Raw genomic sequence first — 25,730 nt, 5'->3', positions numbered from 1 at the left:
TAAAAGACGTTGTCAGTGAATAGGTTGTGGATTCACGCAAACTGACAGAATATGCTCTTAATATTGATAATCCTAAAGGTTTTGATAAGGCAATTATGTTTCAGCGTCATTTAGGATTCACCAAACATAATTATCCATTATTATTAGAACAAATCCTCGCTCAAGTTCCTGAATCAGAGGCTATTGCAACAGTAGCTGATCAGCACGGACAGCCTTATTAAGTAGATTTAGAGATTAAAGGTATTCAAGAAGGACTAAAGAAATTGTTCGGACTGGTTGGATCGTGGAAACTAATAGTGATGTAGCTAGATTAGTAACATTGTATGTAAGGAAACGAGCATGACTCAAGCAGAACTATTTGACATTATTGAGTTATTGATAGATTTGCCTGAATATAGTCTTTATCGTGGGGTTCAAGGAGCGATTGTCGAATGTTACCCAGATGATCAATATGAGGTAGAATTTACCAATCAAGATGGAGAAACAATAGCTTTGTGTGTTTTGTCGTCTAAACAGTTTATAGTTGTTTGGAAGGCTAATACTAAGCAATGGTTATCTGTTTCAGATAAATTAGCGACCTTGGTAACTTATTTACCAGAAGAACGTCAACAAGAAGTCCTTGATTTTGCTCGTTTTTTGTATCAGAGTTAAAGGTCACCCGATCGCTAATTAATCGTAATAGAATAAAAAATAAAACAGGAAAATTAACCATGTCTCAAACCTTAACTGTGATCTTTGATGGAGAGGCTTTTTATCCAGAAACTCAATTAAATTTAGAAGCCAATAAACGCTATCAAATCCAGATTTTAAGGGAAGAAAAACCGCTTTTATCTTCGGAAAAAGAGGTACAACAGTTTTTAGAAGAGGCTGATAGAGCCTTTGTCGCTTTACGCAATGATCCGCAAGCTTGGCAAGAGGAATTAGCAGAAAGACAACTCTGGGAAAATACCTTACTCGATGGGAATCACGACTAAAAAATGGCTCAGATCTTGAGAGGAGAAGTTTGGTTAGTAGATTTAAACCCAGTTAGAGGACGAGAACAAGCGGGTATAAGACCTAGTTTGATCATTTCAGTTGATCGATTTAATCAAAGTGCGGCTGCTTTAGCAATTTGTCTTCCCATTACTTCTAAAGATAAAAAAATGCCTTTTCATGTTAGCCTCATCCCACCAGAAGGTGGTTTAAATGTCAAGAGCTTTATTAAGTGTTAGGATGTTCGTTCTTTGAGTAGTGACCGACTGATTAAACGTTTAGGTGTGGTTTCTGCCGAGACAATGGTTTAAGTAGAGGCTAGATTAAGGATTTTGATGGGGTTGTAGATAAGCAAGTAGAACATTTAACTTAGGGTAAATCGCCGAATTGTTCCCGATAGCGCTTTAATTCTGCTTCTAAGTCAATCGCCCGTTGGTGTTCAAGTTCTACCCGTTGGCGTTCAAGTTCGAGTGCTTGTTGAGTAAGTAGAATTTCTTCAGAACCCCAGAGTAAGAGATTTCCTAAATCATCCCACCAACGTAACCAATTTGCTGTTATTTTTTGTCGCGTTCCCGCCCAAATACCTAAAAATAAATCAAAACAAGGAATATAGTAACGTCCTTGTTGATTTGGCTTGAGTAATACATACGTTCCAGATTGCAACTGACGAACTTCGAGCAAAGGAATACTCGGATCAAAAATAATATAAAAAGGAACTTTTAAGATTTGTTCGTAGTAGTATAGCTTGCCATAAGGATATATATTGCTGTTGGAATACTCCCCTGCATCGGTTTCTGATAAAAATTCCATCACGATTTCAGGAACATCACCCTCAGTATAAGGGGTATAGCTACGACGAATTTTACCTTCGTCCAATGGTATAACTTGAGGCACAAAGAACCAATCTGGTGCTTTAATGACGGTTTTTCCGTTGATTTTGGCACAGATACCCATATTGGAGGCAATAAGCATCACGAATGTGATTAAACCTGCGAGATCGAGAGATTCTGATAAAGCGAATGCGAGTAAAGGTTGTAAGATACTCTCCACAGGGTCATCGGGTAGAATATAATCGTCGGGCAGTTTTTCCCAAATGATATTAAGTTCGGTTTGATTTAACGCTTGAGTCATAGCTCATTGTATTCATGATGGCTAGAATAGAACAATTATACTGTGAAAGGTTGGATTATGCGATCGCTTTATTGATGTGATCAAGCTCTGTTCGTCTCATCTATTCTAGTAATGAGGTGGTTAAGATGAGAAGCAATTTAAGGCGAGGAAATGAGTAAAAAATTAAGTATTTGTATTCCTGCTTATAATAGACCTCAATGGCTAAAACGAGCATTAAAGTCTATCATTACTCAAGATCTCATAGGTGAAATTGAGATTATTGTTACAGATGACTCATCGAATAACCAATGTCATCAAGTAATCAATGAGGTTTTAGAAAATTGGTTAGGTCAATGGCATTATGTAGCTAATCAACCAAGACTAGGAATGACAGAAAATTGGAATCATTCGATTAAATTATCTTTAGGTGAATATGTTTTAGTTTTGCATGATGATGATTTTTTGTTAGCCAATTCGCTAAATGTGATTTTAGAAACAATTGAGCAATATCAGAATGAATATTCTGTTTTTTTGTTTGGAGTTAATGTTGTTGATGAACAAGAACGAGTGTTAAAACAACAAACATTCAAAGATTCGCAATATCTCCCACCCAAGCAAGCGTTAATCCGTTTATTGTCTAATTCTTCCTTTGTGCGTTTTCCTGCGATCATTTTTCAGCGTCAAGTGTTTCAAGAGGTCGGTTATTTTAATCCTGTATGGGGTGAACCGACTGATTTAGAGATGTGGATACGGTTATTTAGTCGATATGGTGTATTGTGTCTTCCTGATGTGACGTGTGCTTATACAGTTCATTCCCAAGCGTTAACAATGAGTGTTTTTAATGAGAAAACGATTAGAACTTTACTAAAGATTTTCGCTCAGGTTGATGTATTAAGTAAAGATGAGTTAGAAGACTGTAAAGCTACTTTTTTCCATCAATTTATTTTAGCGGGTGCATTTCGGAAACTTCGACGCAGACAGCTGCAAGAATTGGCTCAGGTAATGCAATTGTTTAACTTACCAGAGCTACAGGGTTTGAAATGTCCGCCGAAGTGGATTTTGTTGCGTTGGGGATTTGAGGTTTTAGGCAAGATACTTAGATAAATTGACTATATATCAATCGTTTCTTGAGTAGAATCAAATGTATTAATCTTGTCTTTTTTAATCTCCTCATCTGGTATTTGTTCTCCAAGTTCTGCTATTAGTTCTTTAGCTCGTACTTCAATTTTATTCCGACGTTCAAGTGGAATTTTTTCCATGATTTGAGCTAGTTTTTTAGCCATAATTTTATCTTCCTGTCTGTTTTAGTTGTTCAAGCTAATAAAGTTATAGAATTTGAAATGTCCGCCGAAGTGGTCAGTATTAAGTTGAAAATTTTGAATTTTATGAAAAATTTTGTAAACTGCATAAATTTTTTTTATTATCTGGGAACAATAACTATGAATCTTAATGATATACAAGGATCATGGTTACTGTCAAAAATCCGCAATTTACCCCTTTTGAAGAATTATCAGAGATTCCCAACGAATCTTTATTACCAGCGTTAGACCATTCAAATTGTGATGAAACTCAGTTAACTGATATACAAAAAAGCTGGCGTAAAAATGGATTAGTTATTCTAGAGAGATTTCTGCCAAATAATTTAATAGAAAAATATAGTCAACTACGAAGTAAATTCCCTCATTCTGATGGTTGGTCTTGTCCAACTCCATATATGTACTATAAAGAAATTAGAGACATTTGTCTTTATCCACCATTGATGGAAACGATGAAATCTTTGATTGGAGATGAAATGGGATTACACTTAAACTTAACTGGATGGGTTTCTACAACACGTGATTGGCACCAAGACGATTATCTTAATCCGCCGTTTGTCAATTCTTGGTATGCTGCGGTATGGATGGCTTTAGATGATATTCATCCTGATTCAGGGCCATTTGAATATGTACCAGGATCACATCGTTAGCCATTACTCAGACGGGAATTAGTTTGGAATCAAATGGAACAAGAAGAAACAATTAGACCAGATTGGCCAACAATTTCAGAGCGTGTTTGTGTGCCTGCTTTTGAAGACTATATTCAGCGTAATAGCTCACAAATACATCAATTTATAGCAAAAAAAGGTGATGTTTTGATCTGGCATGGTCGTTTAACTCATCGTGGTTCACTGGCTAAAAATCCTAATTTAATGAGAAAAGGATTAATTTCACATTATTCAGCTTTATCAAGCGTCCTGATATGCCTGATCGTGCTAAGTGGAATAAAGGAAAATGGTATTTTATTCACAATAATCTATTAGATGAAGGTAGTCCTTCCATTACTATTCCAATTACTGAAAAATATAAAAAAATTTTACAGCCATTAGTAGAAAAAGCTAATAATAAACTCAAACGTATTGTTATAGGTTAATTTAAAAGACTAGGCAAAAAATTGTTAATAATTATTAATTAGTTATCTCTACCAATTTTTACCTAGTTTTCCCAAAAATCCATCATATGTTCCTTTAAAACAAGCCCAAATTTTAAGTAGCTTATAATCAGGTTCATAAAGCATAATTTTTATTGACTTTTGGATAAGTGTGCGTAATCTGTATAAAATTGACAGATGAAAAGAATTAGATTTTTTTGCTAGATGATTTTCAATAAAAGTATGATTTCTAGAAGTATAGTAATATCGCAAAGTTGAATAAGCATAAATGGGTATTTTAGTAACTCCTATATTTTGTGTAGATTGAAATTTACCAAAATTGTGTTTTAATAAGGCAGTAGTTACAACTACTACATGATATTGTTTTTCTCTAAAATTCATACAATAAGCCCAATCTACTGCATCTATAAAAAGCTCTTCATTAGGAAAATCAACATTTTTAGCAGCATCTAAGTTAACTAAAGAGCCTGATGTAATGACAATATCACATTCATAAAAATCTTTTTTATAAAATTTTCTTGGATTAATATTTTCAAAATTGGAGGCAGGAAAAAATTTATATTTGTGAAAAATAGCTCCTTCTAATTCCTGATTTGATTGAGAGTCTATTACTAAAGGTGCAACTATTCCTATTGATAAACCTTGTTGGATCAATCGTTCATAATTTTCTAAAAGTTTTTCTAAAGTGTCTGAAATAGGTTCGCTATCTTGATCGAAAGTCCATAAAAAATCATAATTTTCTTCAATAGCCCATTTAGATGCAATTTTTATTCCTGCTGCAATTCCAATATTTTCAGGATGATGTTCTAAAATGACATCTTGTTCTAGTAATAAATCAAATTTAAGCATTTCAGGTGAATTATCAATCACAAATATTTTATTAATATTATAAGTCTGGTTTCTTAAAGAAATTAAACATTTTTTAACTGCTTCAAGATCTTGATAAGCTGTAATATATGCTGCAATTTTATACATAAATTTATCTAATTTTAATCAAATATACATTATTTAATAATTTAGTAATTAAATTTATGATTAATTCTTAATAACGATTTTAACTGTAACCAAAATCTTCTAAGCTTACCAAAATTACTTAATTGAATAGCTTCTAATTCTTCTAAAATATTAGCTTTTTCTTCTTGAATCTGATTGATGATTTTTTGCATATCCTTAATTTCTTGATAAAGATTTTCTTGAGAATCAATATACATTGATGTCAAGTCAAAATTTGTTTTTATAGGTTTGTTTGAACAAATTGCTAAATAGAAAGCAGGGTTATCCATTTTGTAACTTGTTCTAGATGTCAAATGCTTTTCTTGAGGATAAAAAATCATGTTTTTGTAAGAATTAATTTCTTCTTCTATAGGCATTACTAAAGAAGAAGCAATAATTTTTTGTCCATAAAAACAGATATTTTCAAAATATTCTTTTAGTAGGTTGTTTAGTTCATAATAATATAATTCTTTTACATGAAAATGATTAATATCTTTATGTAAATCAAAATGTAACAATCTATTTGGAGAAGAAATAATCAAAATACCATCATTATTTAAAACTCGTTTTATTTCTGAAATCATTTCAATGTGTTGACTATGATGTTCAATAGTTTCAAAAGAAATAATTAAATCAATTGATTGAGATTCTACAGGAATTTTATCACAAGAGCCTAATACAAACTTTAAATTTTCTTGACAATATTTTTGTTGAGCATGAGCTATACATTCTGTACTAATATCTACACCAATAACTGATTTAGCAAATCTAGATAAAATTGCAGAGCCATATCCTTCGCCACAAGCAATATCTAAAACTTTTTTTTCAGATGCAAAATTCAAACAGCATAAATATCTATGTAAATGTTCATAACAAATAATTCCATTTTCAGAGGGTATATATCTTTCTCCTGTAAATTTCATAAATCAAGCTCCTAAATAGTTATTAATTCTATTTTACTATTGTTTGATTGACTAATTGAACGAGTATTCCATTTCATTAAAGGACGTACTACTCCTGGAAAATGACCTAGAAAATCTCCCCTTGCTGAATTTTCTGCAAAATCATCAACGATATTTAATACTATGACATCCTTTTCATGAAAATGAACTTCAAATGGTTGGGGTGTAAGAATAGCTACCCAAATTATAATTAAGCCTTCACTCATAAAATTTGCAGGTATTTCTACAGTAGAACAATAAATACCTCTTTTTTTTCTTTCTTGTCGCCATTCATTACTGACATCATGTAAATCAAATATATTTATATTTCTATCATTAAAAAAATTTATTCCAGGTGTTAATATGTAACCATCTTGTAAAACTTTATATGTAATTGAGATATAAATTGGCTCTGAAATTTTATAATGATTTTCAATCAATCCATTTTTATTATGAGCTTTTATATTAAGCAATTTGACAATATTATTTCCTGGTGCATTATAGATTTTCCAAGTTTTTTCTGAACTTAAATCCATATTATTTTCTAAATATGTGTTGATGACAGCGTCGACCCGAGAAAATAATTTAAGTTGACCTTGTTTAAATAAAATTGCTTGATTACATAAATTGGCTATTGCTTCCATATTATGACTTACAAATAAAACTGTTTTTCCTTCTTTTGTAGCCACCTCACTCATTTTACCTAAACACTTTTTCTGAAATTCCGTATCCCCTACCGCTAAAACTTCATCAACGACTAAAATCTCAGTTTCTAAATGTGCAGCGACGGCAAAGGCTAACCGTACATACATCCCAGATGAATAGCGTTTAACAGGTGTATCGAGAAACTTTTCAACTTCGGCAAAATCGACTATTTCATCAAATTTCTTATCAATTTCCCTTTTCGTCATCCCCAAAATTGTGCCGTTGAGATAGATATTCTCTCTCCCTGTCAACTCTGGATGAAAACCTGTGCCAACTTCTAATAAACTGCCGACTCTCCCCCGTATTTTTACACAACCGCCAGAGGGTTTAGTAATTCGTGAAAGAATCTTGAGTAATGTACTTTTTCCTGCACCATTACGCCCAATTAAACCAACTACCTCACCCTGTTTAACCTCAAAAGAGACATCTTTCAACGCCCAAAATATTTCTTCTGGGTTGGGTTCTTTGACTTTACTGTGTAAATACTTAAATGGTGCGCCAAAAATACTACGAATGGCTTCCCCTTTGGTTTTGGGTAACTCCTCTTTTGCGCCAATAAAATAACGCTTACTTAAGTTTTCTACGCTGATAACGGTGTCTGTCATTCCTCCCTCGCTGTTAGAGTTACAGGTTTATTCTCTGCGCTTACTAATAGAGTTCCCATTCTTAACGGAGAAATAACACCAAGAGCGAAAATTTACTGAAGCGGATATTTTGGCGATCGCTCTTAACCATACTCAGCTACAGAAGAATTGTAAAACCCTCTTGGGTGAAGTGTTTATCATGGGTTAATACTTCTGATATGTTTCTCTTTCTCATAACGATCATGGAAATACAGTCAACCATGCTATAGCCTTTATCGGGACGTTGTTCATAAAGAGCTAAACTTGACAAAAAAAGGTCATGGGTAATCGGTACCACTTCAATATTGGAATCTTCTAAAATATCATTGGTAATTCCTGCAACAGTCTGACGCATGAATGAGTTGTATAACGAGAAGTAGTTAAGATACTCTATCAACACTGCTTCTGTAGTAATTAAATTGCAGGATACTAAGCTTGCTTGAATGTTTTTAGCTCTCTCATGCCATTGATCATTAGAATTAGTTAGAGCTACCTAATACAGTGTATCCACAAAAACTGATCTCACTCTTGAGAAACTCCATATAGATATTGATCTAATTTTTCTGAAGAGTCTGACGGAAGTTCAGCAATCACATCTTCTGGTAGCTTGGCAATCCGTTCTTCAATCTTATCCCAAATGGTTTGACGAGGCTGATCTCGATGCAGCAAAAACTCAATAAATGTTAATGCTTCTTGCTGTTGAGACGGTGAAAGCTGATGAATTTTTTCGATTAGGGTATCGGTAGGTGTGACGGAGGGTGTTTCTAAAGATGTTTGAGTAATCATTGGTATTTGAGCAATAAGTTGATATCTTTATTTTATATTTTAGGCAATGTATGGCATTGACTTCTTACAGGTTACGCCGTTTTAAAAGAAAAATATCGAGCAGGTGAGAATTGATTGAGATACGATGCTCCCGCACTCGCACAGCTAGACCGCGAATTGTGCCGTTAGTATAACCTGTTATAATATGTTATAAAATTAGACAAGCAGTCTATGAACTTTAATGTGTACTTAGATGACGAATTAGGTCAAAAACTAGAGACTATCTGTCAGTTAACAGGAAAAAAACGTAACACACTCATTCGTGAAGCACTTCTCATGTGTTTATCACAATATAACCTTTCCCAGTGGCCTGATTCTATTCAAGAATTCAAAGGAGATGCCGAAATTGTTTCGTTTGAGTCTTATCGAGATGAATTAAATGAGCAAACTGATGAGGACATTTTCTAGATGGTTTACCTTCTCGATACTTGTACGGTTAGTGACTTTGCTAAAGGTGAACCAAATACACTTTCTCGTCTTAAAAGCGTCTCTCCCTCTCTAGTCTCAATTTCTGTGCTAACTTTAATGGAAATTCGCTACGGAATGGCTATAAACCCGCAACGAGTCGCAAAAATCCGTCAAGTTATTGAAGATTTTCTAATTTCAGTTACAATAATTCCTTTTGCTCAGAAAGAAGCGGAAGAAGCGGCTTTAATTCGTAGCATTTTGAAAACACAGGGTACGCCAATCGGTTCTTATGATTTACTGATTGCAGCAACAGCGAAAACACATCATTTCAAACTTGTTACCTCGAATGTTAGTGAATTTCAGCGAATAGATGGCTTAGTGATAGAGGATTGGCGACAATAATTACAGATAACTCACATCAAATAATACCATCTAGAGATAATCTAAAATTGGTTAAAACGTTTTCGCCATCTAAATGTGTTGGACTAACAAGAACTTTTTTGGGTTGCCCTTGCTGATAAATTTCAACTTGTTTCGTTCGTCGAACGAGTGCAAAACCTCCTTATGGTTATCCATAGAGTACTCATTTACTGGCTGAATACAAGCTCTTTAATTAATATTGCTCTTGTGATTATCTAAAAAATAATTTTTTTCTTAACTTGTTGACATTTGCGATACAAAATTTTTAGGTGTAATAATTTGGATTTCCATAAAAGGATTAAGGATTAATAAATCTTGATCACCTGTCACAATAAAGTTAGCTTTTTCATTTACTGCTAATTCAAGAAATTTATTATCTTTTTCATCACGACATACTTGAAAACGCTCAATAAGTTGAATCGGTTGAGCAATCTGATTTAATTTGCGTAAAAACTCTTGTCTATCATCCAAAGAAACATATTTATCAAACTTTTTGCGATTTAAAACCAATTCTAGTTCTTGTTGTGTATCATTACAGATTAATATAATACCACAATCAATCGCTAATCTAACCGCTTGAGCCAGAATTGAATTAGGTAATAATAAGCGGCTCACCAAAGTATTTGTATGTATCAAAGACAAATCTTGGTTTATTTATCTGCTAAAATTTCTTGTAGTTTTTCTTCTGTTAAGCCTTTAGCTTCTGCTTGTTGCTCAACTTGATCACAAAACTGCTGAAAGTCAGCTACATTAGCATTTACTAATCTTTCATATTCTTGTATAGACAGAATAACTGCAATTTTTTGATTACTTTGAACAATGGCAATTGGTTCATCTTGAATTGAATCTAAAAAACTCAATAAATTTTCTTTCAGTAAGTCTTCGGATACATTTTTCATAACAATCTTTTATTTTTAGTTATTTAATTTTTATGCTTCTATTTTACTAACTTCTTAGCTAAATTAATCTAAATAATGCCATCGAGAGATAATACAAAATTAGGTAAAATATTTTCGCCATCTGAGTGTGTTGGACTAAAAATAACTTCTTTGGGTTGTCCTTGTCGATAAATTTCAACTTGTTTCGTTAGTGGGTCGATCAACCAACCTAAACGAGTACCATTATTAATATATTCTTGCATCTTGTCTTGTAAATTCTTAAGGCGGTCACTTTCTGAGCGTAACTCAATCACAAAATCAGGAAAAATTGGGGGAAAAGTTTCTTTTTGTTCTTCGGTTAAACTGTTCCATCTTTCTAAACTAATCCATGCAGCGTCAGGAGAGCGAAACGCACCACTTGGAAGTTGAAACATTGTGCTTGAATCAAACGCTACACCTGTTCCATCTTGTTCTGTCCAAATTCCTACTCTCATGGTAAGCTTATTTTGCGTATACCACTTTCACCGCCAGTTGGTGGCATAACGACTAATTCTCCTTGTTCAGTAAGTTCTAAAACAGTATCAGGATTAGCAAATGCAAGTTTTTTAAATTGTTCGGAACTTAAATGGATAATGCTTTCTAGGTTTAGCGTGATCATAGTGCAGATGACTAGAAGCGAATTGATTATGAGAAAATTCTAAATCTTTTTTAGATAAAGTGTTGCTCATACTTAAGAAAGATTTCAAATATTATTAATGAGCGTTCTTTTTCTCTAAATAATGCCATCTAAAGATAAAACAAAATTGGGTAAAACGTTTTCTCCATCTAGCTGTGTCGGACTAAAAATAACCTCTTTGGGTTGTCCTTGTCGATAAATTTTAACTTGTTTTGTTATTGGATCAATTAGCCATCCTAGACGAGTTCCATTATTAATATATTCTTGCATCTTGTCTTGTAAATTCTTAAGGCGGTCACTTTCTGAGCGTAACTCAATGACAAAATCAGAACAAATCGGGGGAAAAGTTTCTTTTTGTGCTGCTGTTAATGCGTTCCATCTTTCTAAACTAATCCATGCAGCGTCAGGAGAGCGAAACGCACCACTTGGAAGTTGAAACATTGTACTTGAATCAAAAGATTCTCCAGTCCCATCATTGTCTGTCCAAATACCTAATCTTTGGGTTAGTCTACGATTACGATAACCACTTTCACCGCCAGTTGGTGGCATAACAACTAATTCTCCTTGTTCAGTGAGTTCTAAAACAGTATCAGGATTAGCAAACGCAAGTTTTTTAAATTGTTCGGGACTTAAATGAATAATACTTTCTAGATTTAGTGTAATCATAATGAAGAAAGTTAGAAACGAATTGGTTACAATAAAATTTTAACTTGAGTTTAAATTTCATCGACAATACTTCCCTCGGTTTGCCGAAAATAAAATGCACCCGAAATCAACAAAATAATTACTAAACTGACGGCTATAAGTGAAATAATATTCGGGGGTTGTCCATTGCCTAATAATGCCCAGCGAAAACCTTCTGCAACTTGTGTCATGGGATTTAGTAAAAATAGATTTCGCCATTTTTCGGGTACGATGCTAGTAGGATAAATAACAGCCGTTGCATAGAACCAAATTTGTACTAAATAAGTAACAGCGATCGCTACATCTCTAAATTTCACCGACAAAGAGGCTAACCATAAACCCACACCCCAAGCAGTACCGACTGCTAAGAGAATATACAAAGGCAAAGTAATTACAGCCAAAGTCGGATAAATACGGTAAAACAACATCATTAATAGCAACACACCAAAAGAAGCAGCGAAATCAGCCAAACTGACTAAAACCGCAGCAATTGGAACAATAATTCTAGGAAAATAAACTTTTGAAATCAGATGAACATTGCTAACCAAACTATCTGATGCTTTAACCGTAGCTGTGGCGAATAATTGCCAGGGTAATAAAGCAGCATAAGCAAAAATGGGATAAGGAATACCATTAGACGGAATTTTGGCAAAACCACCAAACACGATACTAAAAATAGCGATCGTCATCAACGGTTGTAGTACAATCCACAGAGGGCCTAAAGCCATTTGTCGATAACGACTACGAATATCGCGCCACACTAATAAGTACAATAAATCTCGATAAGCCCAAATTTCATCTATATTAAGCGGTAGCCAGCCTTGATCTGCTTCAATAATCGTTAGTGGTTGTTCGTGTTTCATCTCAATTGTCGAAAATCGATTGACAATCTAAGAGTACCCAATCGTTTCAGTAAAATTACTCTTTCAAGACATAACCTACACTACGCACGGTATGAATTAAGCGTTTTTCCTGATTTTCTTCGAGTTTGAGGCGCAAATAACGCACGTAGACTTCAATAATATTAGAATCGCCCAAAAAATCATAACCCCAAACCCGTTCTAAGATCTGATCGCGGGTGCAGACTTGTCGTGGGTGAGTCATGAGATAATCGAGTAAATCGAATTCTTTAGCGGTTAACTCAATAGCGCGATCGCCTCTTTTAACTTCTCGTGTCAAACGGTTTAATCGTAAATCTTCAAATTGTAATACATCTGTATTTGTTTCTTGAGTGCGTCGGAGATGAGCGCGAATTCGTGCAAGTAGTTCTTCTATACTAAAGGGTTTAACCACATAGTCATCAGCACCCGCATCTAAACCCGTAACGCGATCGCCAATTTCATCTTTGGCTGTTAATAATATTACTGGAACTTGATTACCTGTTGCCCGCAGACGACGACATAATTCTGGCCCCGATAACCCTGGTAACATCCAATCTAAAATCAATAAATCGAAAGACGTTTCTCGAACCAGTGTTAACCCCGTGATCCCATCATTAGCCACACTGACTTGATAACCTTCGCTGTTTAACTCCAATTCAACAAAACGAGCGAGTTTTACCTCATCTTCGACTAATAAAATATGTGCTGTCGTCATATCGCAGAACCCTCCAATTCTTCGTTTAAAGTTGGCAGAAGCCCTGATTTAATCATAGTTGGTAAATTATTCAAATCTTTTAAGAAATTATAAAAGGGTTTGGAGGCCAAACCCCTACATCTAAATTATTTACGGGCGGTTTGAAGAGGTGCATAACCAAAGGTTGCATTCGCCATCCGACACCAAATAACGACGGATTTATATTGGGCAGGATTGATAGAATCTGGTATTGGATAGCGTTGAGTTCCCGTCACACTATGTAGTTTACCTAAATTGAGGGGACGATTAATATTTTGATAAGTTTGAGGAGGTTTGGCATCTGTATCGAGGAGAACGTGCAAATCTGGGCCTTGATTACTGGTACTGAAAGCCGAGTCTAAGACTAAATATTTATGTCCACCTTCACTAATAATAGTCGCTTTTCCTGTAGTGGGTGCTTCTGCTTTCATAAAATTTCCACTCATTAAAGCAACGGTTTGATTTTGGGCGATTAGAGTAACAGGAGGATTAGAAGACTGTTCAGTTTTGGGATTATTCAGTGCATTAACCGATAAAGCCATTGTCGAAATTAAGAGGGAAGATGTGCCAAGAAGAATTAAAGAATTGAGTTTCATAATTGCCTCAGAATAATTTTTAGTTAGCTGTTGGTGCGTTTTCTAACTTTTATTGTGTCGATTAAATCTGAGTTCTCACTGAGAAATCTTTAAGAAATCTTGAAAGAATGGCTGTAAAAGCTCTCAGTTAAGCTTGACTCTTTTTTTAAACAAAGTAATAAGGACACAATCTATATTTCTCACTGTGTCTCTTTGAGATTCAACTTTTCTACCACACCAAAGACTTGATTTTTTAAAACTTTATACAACTAATGAAGCGTTGCTGTTAATTTAATTAAGTCTGCATTCATGTCGTATTCCTAACCATACAACTTTTACTCCTCGTGTCATTCCTTAGTAATGAACAGCTAAAGTTTAAAAATTTCCGAATTAATACTATTGACAGATTGATTAATGTGTGTTATTTAATTCTGGCGGTATTTCACACTCTTTAAGTACGGAGATACACCACACGGAACAATAGGAGACTAAACATCGTTAAGCCTAAAATAAGAAGATGAGATATTTAGTTTGAGAGTAAGAGACGAACTGTGACGCAGACCATATCCCCTCAAGAAACCCACTACAATCAAGCAAAAGCCTGTTTGCAGCAAGCCTTATCTTGGTATGCCAGCTTTCGTCGTCATTGGAACTATCCCCCTAATATAGAATTACAAGCGGCTGTCAAGAATGATTTACAATCCTTAAAAGCCGCCCTCGAAAAATTGGATCAAAAAGTCATCCGTCTGGCAACATTTGGGTTAGTCAGTCGCGGAAAATCAGCCGTAGTTAATGCTTTAGTCGGTCAAAAAGTTTTAGAGACAGGCCCGCTTAATGGTGTTACCCAGTGGCCACGATCGGTACGTTGGACACCCCCTAGTGGTAAAATCCAAGTCGAATTAATCGATACTCCTGGACTAGACGAGATCGACGGACAAGTACGGGCCACAATGGCACGAGATATCGCTAGACAAGCCGATCTGATATTATTTATTGTCGCAGGAGATATTACCCGAACTGAATATCAGGCATTATGTGAACTGAGAAAAAGCGGTAAACCGATCATCTTAGTGTTTAATAAGATTGATCTCTATCCAGAAACCGATCGTCAAGAAATATTTAGACAATTACAAAAACTGGGAACAGGAACACCACAAAATACGTTACAAGAAGTGTTATCTACTGATGAAATCGTTATGGTTGCTGCCGAACCTCAACCGATCCCAGTACGAGTCGAATGGCCCGATGGTCGAATTACTCAAGAGTGGGAAAATGTTCCCCCACAAATCGATGAACTGCAAGAAAAAATCTTAAATCTTCTCAATGACGAAGGTCGATCGCTAATTGCCCTCAATGCTCTTTTTCAAGCTAAAGAAGCAGAAGAAAACATCGCTCGTAAAACCTTAGAATTGCGTGCTGAAGAGGCAGAAACCCTGATTTGGCAATATGCTAAATACAAAGCGATCGCTGTTGGGCTGAATCCGATCGCCTTTCTCGATGTCGTTGGGGGAGTGGTTTCGGATCTGGCTTTAATTCGTGCCTTAGCTCGATTATACGGCTTACCGATGACCAGTCATGAAGCGGGACAATTATGGCGTACCATTTTAATCAGTTCGGGAACCTTGATTTTAGGTGAGATTGTCAGTAATATCCTAGTTGGTTTTGGGAAAAGTGCGGCGGCGATTTCTAGTATTTTTGAAAGCCCTGCTGCTTTAACCCTGTATACTACCACTGCTGCGGCTCAAGCTGCGATCGCGGGTTACGGAACCTATAGCGTTGGAAAAGCGGCTCAAGCTTATTTAGAAAACGGCTGTAGTTGGGGTTCGATGGGGCCGAGTACACTGATTCAACAAATTTTGAGTCAAGTTGATTCGGCAACGGTGATTCATCGTTTACGACAAGAATTACCAAATTTTTAACTTTTAAAGTGATTTTGTCTTAGAATAACTGTAATTTACTTGTATTACTAACGCTATGTCCGTTTCACCTCTTGTTACACAACCGCAAAGAAAACTTGTTAAAGCTCCCTCATCTAAAAACAATCTAAAAAAGTTGCCTGTTCAAAACCACGAATTGTCATCTAGACTACAATTTTTGTTATTTATTCAAAAAGGTTTTTCGTTCATTACCTTTTGTTTGGTGATGACAACTTTGGGGCTGTATGCTTGGACAGTGTATTTTCCGAGACTGTGGAATAATGAATATAAAAAGCTAGAAACTTTACAGCGTTATGAACGTCATTTGATATCAACAAATGAATCTTTGAAAAATCAACTCGCTCAACAAGCAGAAAAGCCAGAAACGGGTTTATCAAATCCAAATCCCACTCAATCGATTTTTCTTACCCCAACCTCAGAAACAAACCCACGTCCCAAAAATACACCAAAGAATCAAATCTCATCTCCAAATAGTGATGCAATTGCTTACTAATTGCTAAAAAGGACTTAGGATAAATGACGAATGACTGATACAAGCCCAAAATTTAAAAGCCATTCATCTCAAGGTCGAGTGAAGAAAAAGTCTAAGCCTTTATCAAAGAAAGCGACTCGAATCAAAACTAAATCTAGTCCGTCCTCAATTTGGCGACTCATGACAGTTTGGTTTTTTTTAGTGGCTGGAATGTTTGGCTTAGGATGGAGATTGTATCAGTTACAAATCATTCAATTTGATGAGCTACACTCAAAAGCGCGACGACAACAAACCATTAGCCTTCGTCCTTATATTCCTCGACGTAGCATCATCGATCGTCAGGGAAATGTTTTAGCTTCAGATAAACTGATTTATAGTGTTTATGCTCATCCAAAACTGTTTAAGAAAAAGCCAGAAGAAGTAGCACAAACGTTAGCCCCTTTACTTAAAGTTAGTCCACAATCACTCATTGATAAATTTAGTAAACAAGAAACGGGAATTCTTTTAGTCAAAAATTTAGACGAGACAGAGATTAATCCCTTTAAAACTCTAAAATTAGAGGGTGTTGATATCAATGAATCCTATGCTCGTTTCTATCCCCAAAATGATCTATCAGCTGATGTTTTAGGATATGTTGATCAAGAACGTCAAGGACAAGCAGGGCTTGAACTCAGTCAACGTAAGCTATTAGAACGGGATTTATTTAACGTTGATACCCGTAGAAACGGTGAAGGGGTGGTTTTGCCCGCCTTTTTACCCAAAGATGTCTTTAATTTTGATGAACTACAACTGCAATTAACCCTTGATCTTCGCTTACAACGGGCAGCTAGAGCCGCATTAAAACAACAACTTCAAAAATTTAAAGCGAAACGGGGTGCCGTTATTGTCATGGATGCTAAGGACGGCTCAATCTTATCTCTGGTCGCTGAACCTTCTTATAATCCTAATCAGTATTATAAATCCGATGTGAGTTTGTTCAAAAATTGGACGGTTTCGGATTTGTATGAGCCTGGGTCAACTTTCAAACCGCTTAATATTGCGATCGCTCTCGAAGAAAAAGTCATTACACCTACTACCATCATCAACGATACTGGAGCAATTACTGTTGATCGTTGGCCAATTAAAAACGCGTCCCGAAAAGCCAACGGAAGGCTAGATATTGCAGGGGTCTTACAAACTTCGAGTAATGTAGCGATGGTTCAGATCATGCAACGTCTCAACCGTCAAGTTTACTATCGACGATTAGCCGAATTAGGACTCGGCCAAGCCACAGAAATCGATTTACCAGGGGAAGTAGCTGGACACCTCAAATCTGAAGAAGAATTCACCAGACAAGCCATAGAAACCGCTACAGCATCATTTGGTCAAGGTTTTTCCCTAACTCCGATTAAACTCATTCAGTTACACGCCGCCCTCGCTAATGGAGGTCATTTAGTCACTCCTCATATTGTAAGCGGTTTAGTCGATGATTATGGTCAGAAACACTGGCAACCCGACTACACCAGCAAGGCTATTTTTACCCCACAAACAACCCAAAAAGTGATAGAAATGATGGAAACTGTCGTCTCAGATGGTACGGGTGAAGTGGCTAAAATTGATAAATATCGCATCGCAGGAAAAACAGGAACCGCCCAAAAAGCCAGCCCTAGAGGGGGTTATTTAGCCAATGCCAAGATTACCAGTTTTGTAGCAATTTTGCCAGTAGAATCACCGCGTTATGTTATCCTAGCGGTAGTAGATGAACCCAAAGGAGCCAATACATTTGGTTCAACGGTGGCAGCACCTATGGTGAAATCGGTTATGGAAGCGTTAATCTCAATTCAAGGGATACCCCCGTCTCAAGTTAAACCCCGTGCAGGTGTAAAAGAAAGAATTCAACAGTAATTGTTATGACGTATTGTTTAGGCATTCTCAACCGTTTTGGCATTGTCATGGGGGCTGACTCTCGAACTAATGCTGGAGTTGATTATATTTCTGCTTATAAAAAGCTTTTTGAATATTCGATCCCCGGTGAACGTGCGATTATGATTTGTACATCGGGTAATTTATCGATTACTCAAGGGGTGATTACTCAAATTAATCGTGATATCCAAAATCATGAAAGTGAAACTCTTTACACTTTGTCTAGTTTGTATGATATTGCTTATTATATTGGCAGTAAAAGCCGACAAATTCAAGAGCGCGATCGTACTTGGTTAGAAAAAGACAATGTAGACTTTCATTGTAATTTTTTATTGGGGGGTCAGGTCAAAGGAGAAGAACCTCAACTCTATCTTATTTATACCCCAGGTAATTTTATTAAAGCCACACAAGAAACACCTTTTATGCAAATTGGCGAAGCTAAATACGGTAAACCGATTTTAGATCGCACGATTACTTATAATACGCCTTTAGAAGCAATGGCGAAATGTGCTTTACTTTCTATTGATTCGACGATGAAATCGAATATTTCAGTAGGGCCGCCAATTAATTTAGTGATGTATGAAACGGATAGTTATACCATTCGTCACACCCTAGAATTACGTTTAGGTGATCCTTATTTAGCCAAGATGCGTAAACTTTGGGAAGAATATGTACAACAAGCATTTGAAGCTATGCCTAATATTGAATGGAAGTATAAAGATGATAATACGGAAGAAAATATTTTAATTGATTAGTAATCAGGTTTTGTTTCAAAGCAGGGATCTTTCTTAAAGTTGCTTAATTTTTGTTCCAATGCTTGATCGCCTTTTTGGTTGGTACGCCTGTATCTGTAAATGTCCAAATATCTTGTTTATGTTGAAAGCCATAACTAATATGGATAGGCTGGCTTTTACTATAAAAATATAAAGAATCAAAGGGTAACTTTTGTTTTAAAATCCATTTGACCACTTCATCACTAGGATAATTAATAATTAAAAAGTCACACGCAGCACCTAGTCTTTTACAAAAATATTGATCATTTTTATTAATTTCATGTGCCATATGCTGATCTCGACTCGGATCAATACGACCGTTTTTTATATTTGTTATGGGATCTTTTTGATTGAGAAATTTTTTTAGGTCAGCAGAACAAAAACCATAAGTTAGCTTAAATTGCTCTTTGCCAAAATAATCAATAATTGGATCAATAATATATTGATTTAATTCCTGCAAAGCTTTAATAGTTTCTGAATTTTTCGGATAAGGATTAATTTGAGTAGAATATTTTTGATATGTTTTCGTACAAGTACAAAAATTCTCTAAAGTTAGATATTGTCCCAAAAAAACATCTAACATCAGTTAACAAATTTATAGAGTTTGTTGTAATACTGCTTTAAGCTTGGAATAAAGAGCCGAATCATCGCCATGAGGTTTAAATTCATGAATACTATTATTTACAAATGTTTTTTGTTCTGATTCTTCTTTAAGCTCTTCGGGGGCTATTGTTGCTTCTGATAGATGTCCTTCTGATATTAATTGAGCAAATAATTCTTTGACATCCGTTAATTGAGTTACTGGAGTTTCAGTCAGCGTTTGGGATAGGAGAACGGATTCATTTTCTAGTAAAACAGTCTCTAAATCCAAGTTTTCCTCAGCATCAGGTAAATTACCGTTTTGTACTTCAGTCTCTAATAATAATTCTGTAGCTTCCTCACCATTACTTGCTGAATTATTTTCGGCTTCTAAACTTGCAGATTGTTCCATCTGATAAAAGCTAGGTAAAGCCGTTTGAGCTTGACGACGTTGAGCTATCTTACTATAGTTGTGGCTGATTGAACCAACCATATTATTACAAATCATCCGTTCAAATTCGCGGTTAAAGTGGAATGTCGGATGTCCTCGTCTTAACCACAAATTCAAAATCTGTTCAACAGAAATAACCTTATATCGTCCTTGATAAAGTGCTTCTACTACCGCTAGACGAATCCATATAATCGGATATAATGGTATCCACTGCTCTAGCAATTCTGGGATGCTATTTTCTTTCATCTCGAATTGATAGCGGCTAAGTAAGATAGCCACTTGATTGAGATTGAGGTCTTTTGTCATCTCTGCCATAGTGAGTACCTAGATAAAAAGAATCTGTCTTGAGAAAGATTTTATTAGTATCTTTTTAAACTAACTTAACAATCTGTAGCAATCAATACGCTTCCTTTCTCTCTATTACGCTAGTATCTTTACTCAAAAATACTGTGGCCTAGGTAACAAAATAGGAACATATTTGATCAAACCTACGTCATACATTAATTTGGCTCTGTTTCTGTTTTCCCATTCTACAGAGTACACCGAGATCTCAAAACAAACAAGGTTTGATCCAATAAAAATATTTATACATTGAATTGATATAGGGCTTGATTGCCAAGCCCTATAATTTACTCGTATAACCAAGGTGTCAAATGAGGTTCCCAGTTAACCAGTTCTTCTTCAGTAAACCAAAGACTAATTTCTCTTTGTGCGGTTTCGGTAGCATCAGAACCATGAATTAAATTACGACCAATACTAACACCATAATCACCGCGAATCGTACCAGGTTCGGAGGTAAGCGGGTTGGTTGCACCGATAATTTTTCTAGCCGAGGCGACAACTCCATCACCTTCCCACACCATCGCTACGACTGGAGACGACGTAATAAAATCAACTAAGCTACCAAAAAAAGGTCGTTCTTTATGAATATCATAATGTTGCTCGGCTAGGGTACGAGACACTTTCATGAGTTTAAGACCTACTAGAGTAAAGCCTTTTGCTTCAAAACGGCGAATCACTTCACCGACTAAGTTCCGTTGCACCCCATCGGGTTTAATCATTAAAAAAGTACGTTCCACGATTGTCTCCTTGTTTGGTGGCAAATTTTCCCAAAACCCAGATTAACCTAGATTGTCTCTATTTTGCTAATTTCACTGTTGAGGAATCGTGTAAGTCGTTGGTTCAGATATACTGGTTTTTTGGGGACTCAAAAAGTAGCCAATGGATAAACCTGTTAGTAACCCAATGACAAAAGATAGAGTAAGAGGAAGCAACGATCGAGATGATTTTTGTTGAGATTGAATCGGTGTTGTTAGTTCTTCAATATTTTCTATAATCGGTGAATTCTCTTCGCTGGCGATTGTTTCTTCTACTGAATTTTCTAAAATTTCGTCTGTACCCGCATTTTCTACATCTTCGCTTTCTTCACAAATTGAGCGTTTTCCCTTAACCACCGCATCGGCTAGATTTGACAAGGTAGACCAATCTTGTTCGAGTGTAATAGAGGTTTCCCAAGCAGGCGCACTATTGATATCGGTTAGGGCGTGGATTTGAACTGTTGTTAATAAATCTATTCCTAAACTACTGATTTCATCTCGCAAAAAAGGAATAAGTTTGTACTGATTAGGAACTTTGGGCGATACTAATTTCAGTTCTAAACAGTTTTCGTTTAGGTTAGCTTCGACAAGAGTCACACGTCTAACTAAAAGGCACTGATTTAAAAGCGTGCTAATGGCTTCCGTGTTTCCTTGTTTGGCTAATTGTAGTAGTTGGGCGCGACTCATAAGTAAATAAAATGATGAAGAATAGCAAACACTAAAAATAGTGAATAGCAAAATTTTCATCAAGCGAGTTATTTTTTCTCAGTATTCCCACTTGCCGCCCAAAATTTACATAGGCTAATGTTAAGCTTTGTTACAGGAGAAAGATGACTAAAGATGAGTGATTTAACGACAGATATTGTTGTCATTGGAAGTGGCATCGGGGGATTAAGTTGTGCTGCGTTGCTTGCCCGCTATGGCTTTGACGTGACAGTTTGTGAGAGTCATAGCATTGCTGGAGGTGCCGCTCATGGATTTGAATATCAAGGATTTCTGTTTGATTCTGGCCCATCTTTATATTCTGGTTTATCCTATAGTCCATCAGCTAACCCACTGCGACAGGTTCTCGATGCAATAGATGAAGACTTAGAATGGGTAAACTATAATACTTGGGGTTGTTGTTTACCTGAAGGCGATTTTAATACGACCGTTGGAGCCGATCAATTTTGTGAAGTTTTGTTACGGCTACGGGGACAAGAAGCAGTCAAACAATGGCGAAAGTTACAACAAGTCATGAAACCCTATGCTGAAGCTGCTGTTGCGATTCCTCCTGCTGCAATTAGATTAGATTTAGGGGCGATTCTGACTACAGGGCGTTTTCTGCCATCTCTTGCCCGACAAGCAGGAAATACGTTTAAATTAACGGGTGCTTTCGGACGAATTCGTGATGAAGTGATTAGCGACCCATTTATCCGTAATTGGCTAGATTTATTGTGTTTTTTGCTATCGGGTTTACCTGCGGATGGAACTAGCGCGGCTGAAATGGCTTTTATGTTCGCTGATTGGTACCGTCCTGGGGTGGTTTTGGATTATCCTGTAGGGGGTAGTAGTGCGATCGTCAATGCGTTAGTCAGAGGAATTGAAAAGAAAAGGGGAACAGTTCGCCTCAATGCACACGTAACAGAAATTATCATTCAATCTGGACGCGCTACAGGAATCAAGTTACGCAATGGTGAAATCATCAAGGCTAAACGTGCGGTTATTTCTAATGCGTCTATATGGGATACTCTAAAATTATTACCCAAAAATTCAGTATCAGATAGTTTTCGTCAAGAGCGTGAAGCGACACCAGAGTGTGATAGTTTTATGCACCTTCATTTAGGAATTGATGCGAGTCATTTACCTTCAGATTTAGCTTGTCATTATATTATTGTCAATGACTGGGAAAAGGGCATTACTGCACCACAAAATGTCATTCTAATCTCCATTCCTTCGATTTTAGATCCGTCTCTGGCACCACAGGGTAAACATACTATTCATGTTTATACCCCTGGTAATGAACCCTATCAACTTTGGCAAGAAATGGATCGTAAAAGTATTGCATATCAACAACAAAAAGTAAATCGCTCTGAGGTAATGTGGCAAGCTTTAGAAAGAGTTATTCCCGATATACGTTCTCGTTGTCAAGTAACTTTAGTCGGAACACCATTAACTCACGAACGATTTTTACGTCGTCATCGCGGTTCATATGGCCCTGCAATTGCCGCAGGTAAAAGCTTTTTCCCTGATTCAAAGACTCCTATTTCAGGTTTATGGTGTTGTGGTGATTCGACATTCCCTGGAATTGGTTTACCTGCTGTTGCCGCAAGTGGCATGATTACTGCAAATACACTCACATCGGTATCGAAGCATTTGGAGATGTTAAAAGATATCTTGATCTAAAAAAACTTCACTCCTTAATGAACAATTTTTCGGATTATTGAGAAATATACGACAAATGTATCAATGTCTATCTCTTGACAGAGGAAAGCCAATAGTAGAGGTGAATTAAGATATGAAGCGATAATTGAACTAAAAAAGACTATGGGTGTCATTCAGTCGAGTTTTACGGCAACAGATAATGCTTTTCATGTCGAAGGCTACGAAAAAATCGAATTTAGCTTGCTCTATGTAGATGGAGCTTTTAAAAAAGAGAATACTGAGATCGCAGATAGCTATCGCAAATTAGGACGCTGTTTGATGATTGTGGATCAAGCAGTATACAATCTCTATGGCGAACAGATGCAAGATTATTTTGATTACCATGAGATTGAATTAACGGCTTTTCCAATTACCATTAGAGAGACAGATAAAACTCTAGATACTCTTGAATTGATCGTTGACCAATTTGCGGATTTTGGTTTACTACGGAAAGAACCTGTACTCGTCGTTGGTGGTGGTTTAATTACTGATGTTGCTGGTTTTGCTTGTTCAACTTACCGTCGTGCAACAAACTACATTCGTATTCCCACAACTTTGATCGGAATGATCGATGCAAGTGTCGCGATCAAAGTTGCAGTTAATCATGGTAAGCTAAAAAACCGTTTAGGAGCATATCACGCTTCACAAAAAGTTATTTTAGATTTTTCGTTTTTGCGAACACTACCTATTGCTCAAATTCGCAATGGTATGGCAGAACTGATCAAAATTGCGGTTGTTTCTAATTCAGAAATTTTTCAAGCACTAGAGAAGTACGGCGAAAAGTTACTAAATACCCATTTCGGCTATCTGAACGGTACTCCAGAACTCCGAGAAATTGGTCATCAGGTCACCTACGATGCAATTAAGACGATGTTGGAACTAGAAGTACCCAACCTACATGAACTTGACTTGGATCGAGTGATCGCCTATGGTCATACTTGGAGTCCAACGCTAGAACTTACGCCTCAAATTCCTATGTATCATGGTCATGCGGTCAATATTGATATGGCCATCTCCGCAACTATTGCTCAACAACGGGGTTATATTACTGTTGAAGAACGCGATCGTATTTTAGGGGTCATGAGTCGTATTGGTCTAGCACTCGATAGCGAATATCTCACCAGCGAACTACTCTGGAAAGCCACCCAATCGATCACCCGTACTCGTGATGGTTTACTCCGCGCTGCTGCACCAAAACCCATCGGTACCTGTATCTTCATGAATGACCTCACCCGTGAAGAGTTAGATAATTCTTTACTCTTGCATAGGGCAATTTGTCAGAATTACCCACGTCAAGGCGATGGGGAAGAAATGTACATCAGTATCAAAGAACCATCCGCTAATTTGATGGAGACATATTGATGCCTCGTCCAGTTACACCATTAGGGATTTTAGCAAAAACCTTAGAGTCGATTGTTCAAAAAATTGATACAACGGATACAGTTTTAAAAGATGAGATATGGTATGCCTATCAACTTGCATCAGGACTCGATCCCTATCTAGAAGACTGTACGACACCCGACTCGGAGCCACTACGCTTACTTAGTGCTAAAACTCAGCAAGAAGAATGGAGCCAAAACTGGCAACAACAGGTTACAGAAGTTCCTCTAGAACAGGAAATGCTCTCAGGACACGTGGAAGGGCAAACACTAAAAATGTTCGTAAAGATGACCCAGGCGACCCGAATTTTAGAAATCGGTATGTTTACTGGATATTCCGCGTTAGCAATGGCAGAAGCATTACCTGAGCATGGACAAGTAGTAGCCTGTGAAGTCGATCCCTATGTGGCTCAATTCGCTCAACACTGTTTTGACAATTCACCTCATGGTCACAAAATCAAGGTTAAAGTAGCACCAGCCCTCTTGACAATGCGACAATTATCTGATAATGGCGAGTCCTTTGATTTGGTGTTCATCGATGCAGATAAAGGGAGTTATATTGATTACTTCAACTTTCTGTTAGAGGCGAATTTATTAGCACCACAGGGAATTATCTGTGTTGATAATACCTTGTTGCAAGGCGAACCTTATCTAAGTCAAAAACAATCTCCTAATGGTGTAGCGATCGCACAGTTCAATCGTCACGTCGCCGATGATCCCCGCGTTGAACAGGTATTATTACCCTTGCGCGATGGCTTAACGATCATTAGACGAGTCTGAGGTCAATATGGATAATCTTTTTAATTCATCGGCTGATTCTATCTCACCAAAATTCGGATGGTTGCGCTCGATCCAAGGGTCATCACTAAAAACGTTAGGGACACTG

At 36.5% G+C, this 25,730-nt stretch carries 33 protein-coding genes and 2 pseudogenes; 17 read left to right on the top strand and 18 right to left on the bottom strand.

Annotated elements, in window-relative coordinates:
* The first annotated feature begins 26 nt into the window (after window positions 1-26).
* From CFPU101_RS25450 to CFPU101_RS05335, 5 genes are all read left to right on the top strand, one after another.
* Window positions 27-221: a DUF6883 domain-containing protein gene (locus CFPU101_RS25450; protein WP_242577781.1), complete on the top strand. Its 195-nt coding sequence runs from the start codon at window positions 27-29 to the stop codon at window positions 219-221.
* Window positions 222-283: 62 nt separating this feature from the next.
* A complete protein-coding gene (locus tag CFPU101_RS26225; RefSeq protein WP_374191931.1) occupies window positions 284-343 on the top strand; it encodes a hypothetical protein in 60 nt (19 codons plus the stop codon).
* A complete protein-coding gene (locus CFPU101_RS05345; protein WP_206814295.1) occupies window positions 340-651 on the top strand; it encodes a DUF4926 domain-containing protein in 312 nt (103 codons plus the stop codon). Before CFPU101_RS26225 ends, CFPU101_RS05345 begins: the two co-directional genes overlap by 4 nt.
* A gap of 59 nt (window positions 652-710) precedes the next feature.
* Entirely contained in the window at window positions 711-974 is a 264-nt protein-coding gene (locus tag CFPU101_RS05340; RefSeq protein ID WP_206814294.1) for a hypothetical protein, read from the top strand.
* A 3-nt stretch (window positions 975-977) separates the two neighbouring features.
* Entirely contained in the window at window positions 978-1,211 is a 234-nt protein-coding gene (locus CFPU101_RS05335) for a type II toxin-antitoxin system PemK/MazF family toxin (protein ID WP_242577780.1), read from the top strand.
* A gap of 130 nt (window positions 1,212-1,341) precedes the next feature.
* Here CFPU101_RS05335 and CFPU101_RS05330 read toward each other — a convergent pair whose 3' ends face one another.
* On the bottom strand, window positions 1,342-2,103 hold the full coding sequence (locus tag CFPU101_RS05330; protein ID WP_206814293.1) for a Uma2 family endonuclease: 762 nt from the start codon (window positions 2,101-2,103) through the stop codon (window positions 1,342-1,344).
* Window positions 2,104-2,253: 150 nt separating this feature from the next.
* On the opposite strand from CFPU101_RS05330, the gene CFPU101_RS05325 reads away from it, so the two are divergent.
* Window positions 2,254-3,186: a glycosyltransferase family 2 protein gene (locus CFPU101_RS05325; protein ID WP_206814292.1), complete on the top strand. Its 933-nt coding sequence runs from the start codon at window positions 2,254-2,256 to the stop codon at window positions 3,184-3,186.
* A gap of 5 nt (window positions 3,187-3,191) precedes the next feature.
* On the opposite strand, the gene CFPU101_RS05320 is transcribed toward CFPU101_RS05325, so the two are convergent.
* Complete coding sequence (locus CFPU101_RS05320; RefSeq protein WP_206814290.1) at window positions 3,192-3,365, bottom strand: hypothetical protein; 174 nt, start codon at window positions 3,363-3,365, stop codon at window positions 3,192-3,194.
* A 182-nt stretch (window positions 3,366-3,547) separates the two neighbouring features.
* Here CFPU101_RS05320 and CFPU101_RS05315 point away from each other — a divergent pair, with 182 nt between their 5' ends.
* The gene (locus CFPU101_RS05315; protein WP_206814288.1) at window positions 3,548-4,048 is read left to right on the top strand and encodes a phytanoyl-CoA dioxygenase family protein; all 501 of its coding nucleotides are present in this window, start codon (window positions 3,548-3,550) and stop codon (window positions 4,046-4,048) included.
* Window positions 4,049-4,081: 33 nt separating this feature from the next.
* Complete coding sequence (locus tag CFPU101_RS05310) at window positions 4,082-4,381, top strand: hypothetical protein (protein ID WP_206814287.1); 300 nt, start codon at window positions 4,082-4,084, stop codon at window positions 4,379-4,381.
* A 158-nt stretch (window positions 4,382-4,539) separates the two neighbouring features.
* On the opposite strand, the gene CFPU101_RS05305 is transcribed toward CFPU101_RS05310, so the two are convergent.
* The 5 genes and pseudogenes from CFPU101_RS05305 to CFPU101_RS05285 all read right to left on the bottom strand — a co-directional run bounded on the left by CFPU101_RS05305 (window position 4,540) and on the right by CFPU101_RS05285 (window position 8,557).
* Window positions 4,540-5,484 carry a glycosyltransferase family 2 protein gene (locus tag CFPU101_RS05305; protein WP_206814286.1) on the bottom strand — a complete coding sequence of 315 codons (945 nt, stop codon included), beginning with the start codon at window positions 5,482-5,484 and terminating at the stop codon, window positions 4,540-4,542.
* A gap of 41 nt (window positions 5,485-5,525) precedes the next feature.
* Entirely contained in the window at window positions 5,526-6,425 is a 900-nt protein-coding gene (locus CFPU101_RS05300) for a bifunctional 2-polyprenyl-6-hydroxyphenol methylase/3-demethylubiquinol 3-O-methyltransferase UbiG (protein ID WP_206814285.1), read from the bottom strand.
* A gap of 11 nt (window positions 6,426-6,436) precedes the next feature.
* On the bottom strand, window positions 6,437-7,753 hold the full coding sequence (locus CFPU101_RS05295) for a polysaccharide ABC transporter ATP-binding protein (RefSeq protein WP_206814284.1): 1,317 nt from the start codon (window positions 7,751-7,753) through the stop codon (window positions 6,437-6,439).
* 136 nt (window positions 7,754-7,889) lie between these two features.
* A pseudogene (locus CFPU101_RS05290) lies at window positions 7,890-8,243 on the bottom strand (type II toxin-antitoxin system VapC family toxin); the annotation flags it as partial.
* A 50-nt stretch (window positions 8,244-8,293) separates the two neighbouring features.
* Window positions 8,294-8,557, bottom strand: a complete 264-nt coding sequence (locus tag CFPU101_RS05285) for a DUF2281 domain-containing protein (RefSeq protein ID WP_206814283.1) — start codon at window positions 8,555-8,557, stop codon at window positions 8,294-8,296.
* Window positions 8,558-8,767: 210 nt separating this feature from the next.
* Between CFPU101_RS05285 and CFPU101_RS05280 the strand changes: the two genes are divergently transcribed.
* Both CFPU101_RS05280 and CFPU101_RS05275 read left to right on the top strand, forming a co-directional pair.
* A complete protein-coding gene (locus CFPU101_RS05280; protein ID WP_206814282.1) occupies window positions 8,768-9,004 on the top strand; it encodes a CopG family transcriptional regulator in 237 nt (78 codons plus the stop codon).
* Entirely contained in the window at window positions 9,005-9,406 is a 402-nt protein-coding gene (locus CFPU101_RS05275; RefSeq protein ID WP_206814281.1) for a type II toxin-antitoxin system VapC family toxin, read from the top strand.
* A 252-nt stretch (window positions 9,407-9,658) separates the two neighbouring features.
* On the opposite strand, the gene CFPU101_RS05270 is transcribed toward CFPU101_RS05275, so the two are convergent.
* The 7 genes and pseudogenes from CFPU101_RS05270 to CFPU101_RS05240 form a co-directional block, all read right to left on the bottom strand.
* Window positions 9,659-10,060, bottom strand: a complete 402-nt coding sequence (locus CFPU101_RS05270; protein ID WP_206814280.1) for a putative toxin-antitoxin system toxin component, PIN family — start codon at window positions 10,058-10,060, stop codon at window positions 9,659-9,661.
* A gap of 14 nt (window positions 10,061-10,074) precedes the next feature.
* Window positions 10,075-10,323 (bottom strand): type II toxin-antitoxin system Phd/YefM family antitoxin, encoded by a 249-nt coding sequence (locus CFPU101_RS05265; RefSeq protein WP_206814279.1) that lies wholly within the window; start codon window positions 10,321-10,323, stop codon window positions 10,075-10,077.
* A 68-nt stretch (window positions 10,324-10,391) separates the two neighbouring features.
* Window positions 10,392-10,960 (bottom strand): annotated as a pseudogene (locus tag CFPU101_RS05260) (Uma2 family endonuclease).
* Window positions 10,961-11,074: 114 nt separating this feature from the next.
* A complete protein-coding gene (locus CFPU101_RS05255; protein WP_206814278.1) occupies window positions 11,075-11,644 on the bottom strand; it encodes a Uma2 family endonuclease in 570 nt (189 codons plus the stop codon).
* Window positions 11,645-11,694: 50 nt separating this feature from the next.
* Window positions 11,695-12,525: an ABC transporter permease gene (locus CFPU101_RS05250; protein ID WP_206814277.1), complete on the bottom strand. Its 831-nt coding sequence runs from the start codon at window positions 12,523-12,525 to the stop codon at window positions 11,695-11,697.
* Between the two features lie 55 nt (window positions 12,526-12,580).
* Window positions 12,581-13,258: a response regulator transcription factor gene (locus CFPU101_RS05245; protein ID WP_206814276.1), complete on the bottom strand. Its 678-nt coding sequence runs from the start codon at window positions 13,256-13,258 to the stop codon at window positions 12,581-12,583.
* Window positions 13,259-13,383: 125 nt separating this feature from the next.
* The gene (locus tag CFPU101_RS05240; protein WP_206814275.1) at window positions 13,384-13,872 is read right to left on the bottom strand and encodes a DM13 domain-containing protein; all 489 of its coding nucleotides are present in this window, start codon (window positions 13,870-13,872) and stop codon (window positions 13,384-13,386) included.
* Between the two features lie 530 nt (window positions 13,873-14,402).
* On the opposite strand from CFPU101_RS05240, the gene CFPU101_RS05235 reads away from it, so the two are divergent.
* From CFPU101_RS05235 to CFPU101_RS05220, 4 genes are read left to right on the top strand one after another with little or no spacing between them, the layout of a single operon-like run.
* Complete coding sequence (locus CFPU101_RS05235; protein ID WP_206814274.1) at window positions 14,403-15,770, top strand: GTP-binding protein; 1,368 nt, start codon at window positions 14,403-14,405, stop codon at window positions 15,768-15,770.
* A gap of 55 nt (window positions 15,771-15,825) precedes the next feature.
* Window positions 15,826-16,281, top strand: coding sequence for a hypothetical protein (locus tag CFPU101_RS05230; protein WP_206814273.1), 456 nt, complete (start codon window positions 15,826-15,828; stop codon window positions 16,279-16,281).
* A gap of 30 nt (window positions 16,282-16,311) precedes the next feature.
* The gene (locus CFPU101_RS05225; RefSeq protein ID WP_206814272.1) at window positions 16,312-18,144 is read left to right on the top strand and encodes a penicillin-binding protein 2; all 1,833 of its coding nucleotides are present in this window, start codon (window positions 16,312-16,314) and stop codon (window positions 18,142-18,144) included.
* 5 nt (window positions 18,145-18,149) lie between these two features.
* A complete protein-coding gene (locus CFPU101_RS05220) occupies window positions 18,150-18,917 on the top strand; it encodes a peptidase (protein WP_206814271.1) in 768 nt (255 codons plus the stop codon).
* Window positions 18,918-18,960: 43 nt separating this feature from the next.
* On the opposite strand, the gene CFPU101_RS05215 is transcribed toward CFPU101_RS05220, so the two are convergent.
* The 4 genes from CFPU101_RS05215 to CFPU101_RS05200 all read right to left on the bottom strand — a co-directional run bounded on the left by CFPU101_RS05215 (window position 18,961) and on the right by CFPU101_RS05200 (window position 21,749).
* Window positions 18,961-19,518, bottom strand: coding sequence for a hypothetical protein (locus CFPU101_RS05215; RefSeq protein WP_206814270.1), 558 nt, complete (start codon window positions 19,516-19,518; stop codon window positions 18,961-18,963).
* A 12-nt stretch (window positions 19,519-19,530) separates the two neighbouring features.
* Window positions 19,531-20,280, bottom strand: coding sequence for a hypothetical protein (locus CFPU101_RS05210; RefSeq protein WP_206814269.1), 750 nt, complete (start codon window positions 20,278-20,280; stop codon window positions 19,531-19,533).
* A gap of 314 nt (window positions 20,281-20,594) precedes the next feature.
* The gene (gene ndk / locus CFPU101_RS05205) at window positions 20,595-21,044 is read right to left on the bottom strand and encodes a nucleoside-diphosphate kinase (protein ID WP_206814268.1); all 450 of its coding nucleotides are present in this window, start codon (window positions 21,042-21,044) and stop codon (window positions 20,595-20,597) included.
* Window positions 21,045-21,116: 72 nt separating this feature from the next.
* Window positions 21,117-21,749, bottom strand: coding sequence for a hypothetical protein (locus tag CFPU101_RS05200; protein WP_206814267.1), 633 nt, complete (start codon window positions 21,747-21,749; stop codon window positions 21,117-21,119).
* Between the two features lie 153 nt (window positions 21,750-21,902).
* On the opposite strand from CFPU101_RS05200, the gene CFPU101_RS05195 reads away from it, so the two are divergent.
* From CFPU101_RS05195 to CFPU101_RS05185, 3 genes are all read left to right on the top strand, one after another.
* A complete protein-coding gene (locus CFPU101_RS05195; protein WP_206814266.1) occupies window positions 21,903-23,447 on the top strand; it encodes an NAD(P)/FAD-dependent oxidoreductase in 1,545 nt (514 codons plus the stop codon).
* Window positions 23,448-23,588: 141 nt separating this feature from the next.
* A complete protein-coding gene (locus CFPU101_RS05190) occupies window positions 23,589-24,827 on the top strand; it encodes a sedoheptulose 7-phosphate cyclase (RefSeq protein ID WP_206814265.1) in 1,239 nt (412 codons plus the stop codon).
* On the top strand, window positions 24,827-25,624 hold the full coding sequence (locus CFPU101_RS05185; RefSeq protein WP_206814264.1) for an O-methyltransferase: 798 nt from the start codon (window positions 24,827-24,829) through the stop codon (window positions 25,622-25,624). Before CFPU101_RS05190 ends, CFPU101_RS05185 begins: the two co-directional genes overlap by 1 nt.
* The last annotated feature ends 106 nt before the right edge of the window (window positions 25,625-25,730 follow it).

This window comes from Chroococcus sp. FPU101, from assembly GCF_017312365.1.
In the GTDB taxonomy this organism is placed as follows: domain Bacteria; phylum Cyanobacteriota; class Cyanobacteriia; order Cyanobacteriales; family Microcystaceae; genus Chroococcus.
The sequence above is the reverse complement of the archived record's forward strand: the minus strand, read 5'-3'. Positions and strand labels throughout refer to the sequence as shown.